The sequence below is a fragment of the Streptomyces sp. NPDC001880 genome (assembly GCF_053594575.1).
Genome location: NZ_JBSFET010000226.1, coordinates 1 through 3216, shown reverse-complemented (window position 1 = coordinate 3216; position 3216 = coordinate 1). Strand labels below are relative to the sequence as shown.

The 3216-nt window shown below is 71.5% G+C and carries 2 protein-coding genes and 1 pseudogene; all 3 read right to left on the bottom strand.

Annotation, left to right across the window (positions count from 1 at the left end; all coding sequences use genetic code 11):
• Window positions 1–448: pseudogene (locus ACWCQ6_RS36545) on the bottom strand (hypothetical protein); the annotation flags it as partial.
• Between the two features lie 407 nt (window positions 449–855).
• Window positions 856–1962: a peptide chain release factor 2 gene (gene prfB / locus ACWCQ6_RS36540; protein ID WP_451096727.1), complete on the bottom strand. Its 1107-nt coding sequence runs from the start codon at window positions 1960–1962 to the stop codon at window positions 856–858.
• Window positions 1963–2124: 162 nt separating this feature from the next.
• Window positions 2125–3216 (bottom strand): serine/threonine-protein kinase (locus ACWCQ6_RS36535; RefSeq protein ID WP_451096725.1); only part of this gene is annotated, 1092 nt, incomplete at its 5' end.

Here is a 3216-nt window from a genome sequence, read left to right as displayed (position 1 = left end):
GCACATGACGAAGAAGACGCGAGTCCGCGTCGCGCGGATCGCCGCCGGACTCGCCGCCGCCGGTCTCGTTGCCACCGGACTCGCCGCCGCCGGTCTCATTGCCGCCGGACTCGCCGCCGCCGGTCTCGTTACCACCGGACTCGCCGCCGCCGGTCTCATTGCCGCCGGACTCGCCGCCGCCGGACTCACCGCCGCCGGTCTCATTGCCACCGGACTCGCCGCCGCCGGACTCGCCGCCGCCGGTCTCATTGCAGCGCGGGTCGATCGGGCTGCACTCGTCGTCGCCGTCCCCGTTGCCGCTCGCAACCTCCGCGTTGGCCGACAGCCCGGCAACGTTGACATCGACGCCGACGGCCGATGCCACACCGGCGGCGGTGAGCGAGGCGCCTGCGGCGATGACCGCACCTGCGGCGATCCGCGCGACGCGGACTCGCGTCTTCTTCGTCATGTGCTGCTACCCCCAGTAGCTGTTCTCGTCAGTGGAGCAGCCATATGCGGGCCCCGGTTCTCCGGAGTTCGCTCCGAACGGCGCCACACAGAGCCGTGGTCATGCCGCCCGCCCCCGTTCACACCCGTCCCAGACATACGCATGCTGCCCTAGCACCCTGTCCACAGATAAGGACTACGTCAAGGCCGTTCCGTGCAATATTCACTGGTTTGTTCGCAGTTGACCTTCATTCGGAATCACGACTGTGACGCACTCGCCACAGCACCCGCGCAACCAGGAGTCCCAACTCCCCTCCGGGGGCGCGCCCGTGGCCCCGAGCCGCACGACGAAAACGGCGGTGCCGGAGACCCCGTGGGGTTCCGGCACCGCCGTGACACGTCCGGGAACGGGCCGCCGGGCCCGCTCGGCTACTTCTCCCGCTGCTTGCGCCAGCGGATACCCGCCTCCAGGAAGCCGTCGATCTCGCCGTTGAAGACCGCTTCCGGGTTGCCCATCTCGAACTCCGTACGGAGGTCCTTGACCATCTGGTACGGATGCAGGACGTACGACCGCATCTGGTTGCCCCAGGAGTTGCCGCCGTCGCCCTTGAGGGCGTCCATCTTGGCCTGCTCCTCCTGGCGGCGGCGCTCAAGGAGCTTCGCCTGGAGGACGTTCATCGCGGATGCCTTGTTCTGGATCTGCGAGCGCTCGTTCTGGCAGGAGACGACGATGCCGGTCGGGATGTGGGTCAGACGGACCGCGGAGTCCGTGGTGTTGACGCCCTGGCCGCCGGGGCCCGAGGAGCGGTACACGTCCACGCGCAGTTCGGACTCGTCGATCTCGATGTGGTCGGTCTGCTCGACCACCGGCAGCACCTCGACGCCCGCGAAGGACGTCTGGCGGCGGCCCTGGTTGTCGAAGGGCGAGATCCGGACGAGCCGGTGGGTGCCCTGTTCGACGGAGAGTGTGCCGTAGGCGTACGGCACCTGGACGGCGAAGGTGGTCGACTTGATGCCGGCCTCTTCCGCGTACGACGTCTCGTAGACCTCGGTCTTGTAGCCGTGCCGCTCGGCCCAGCGGATGTACATGCGCTGAAGCTTCTCGGCGAAGTCGGCGGCGTCCACGCCACCGGCCTCGGCGCGGATGTTGACCAGGGCCTCGCGGGCGTCGTACTCGCCGGACAGGAGAGTACGGACCTCCATCTCGTCCAGCGCCTTGCGGACGGACTCCAGCTCGGACTCCGCCTCGGCCAGGGCGTCGGCGTCGTCCTCGGCCTCGGCGAGCTCGAAGAGGACTTCGAGATCGTCGATCCGGCCGCGGAGTGCCTCGGTCTTGCGGACCTCGGCCTGGAGGTGCGAAAGCTTGCTGGTGATCTTCTGCGCCGCCTCGGGGTCGTCCCAGAGGGAAGGCGCGGCCGCCTGCTCCTCGAGCGCGGCGATGTCCGCCCTCAGCGCATCCAGGTCCAGGACGGCCTCGATCGACCCCATGGTCGAGGAGAGGGACTTCAGCTCTTCGGAAATATCGACGACTGCCACGGGTCCAGCGTAACGGCTGTCGGCACGGACGTTCCTCGGGCCGTCCGATCACGTCCCGGTGGACCGGTACGCCGTGCCCTCGCGGGGCCGCACGGAGACAGGGGCTCCGGGGGTGTCCGAGCCGCCCGCGGACCGCCGGGGACGCCCTTGCGGGGCCTCGGGTCAGGGCGTCGCCGGCGCCGAGTTCCCCGTGTCCTGCGCGGGTGCGCCCTCCTCGTCGTCGCCCAGCGCCAGCGCGCCGCCCACGCCCAGCGCCGCCACCAGCACCAGGGCGGCGGCGCTCAGGACGAGGCGGCGCTTGCGGACGGCCGCGGACTTGTTGCGGGCCGAGCCGGGGCGGGGCGTGCCCGGGGAGCGGGGGGCCCTGGCGGTGCCCCGGGGGCCGCCGGAGAGCTCGTCGGGGGCCGGGACGCGCATGCTGGTGTGGGTGTCGCGGTTGGAGTCGGCGGACGAGCCGGGGACCAGCGGGACCGCGCCGCGGCGGCGGGGTTCCTCCGGGGCGGGGGTGTACTGCTGCTCGTCGTACGTCTGGGGTTCCGGCTCGGTGCCCGGCTCGTCCACGTCGAGCGGCGGGATGCCGGCCAGCTGCGGGAGCTGCTCGCGCAGCCGGGCCGCGAGCTCGGAGGCGCGCAGCCGGGAGGCGGGGCCCTTGGCCAGGCACTGGACCAGGAGCTGCCAGAGCTCGTCGGGGATGCCGGGGAGCGGTACGACCGTCTCCGTGACGTGACGGCGCAGGACGGCGCCGGGGTGCCCGCCGCCGAAGGGCGTGAAGCCGGCGAGGAGTTCGTACAGGACCGTGGCGAGGGCGTAGATGTCGACGGCGGCGCGCGGCGGCAGCCCCTCGACTATCTCGGGGGCCAGGTAGTCCGGCGTGCCGATGATCTTGCTGGCCTTGGTGCGGCGCGGGGTGTCGATCAGCTTGGCCACACCGAAGTCGGTGAGCAGCGCCGGGTGCGAGCCGCCGGGGCCGAGCGGGCCCTCCATGTCGAGCAGGATGTTCTCCGGCTTGACGTCGCGGTGGACGATTCCGGCGGCGTGTGCGGCGGCGAGGCCGTCGGCGACGTCCGCGATGATCGCCACGGCGGCCTCGGGGGCGAGACGGCGTTCGCGGTCGAGGCGGGTGCGCAGGTCGGTGCCGCGTACCAGGTCCATGACCAGTGCCAGGTCGTTGCCGTCCACCACGAGGTCGCGGACCGCGACGACATGGGGATGGTCGAGACCGAGCAGGGCGGTGCGCTCCTGGACGAAGCGGCC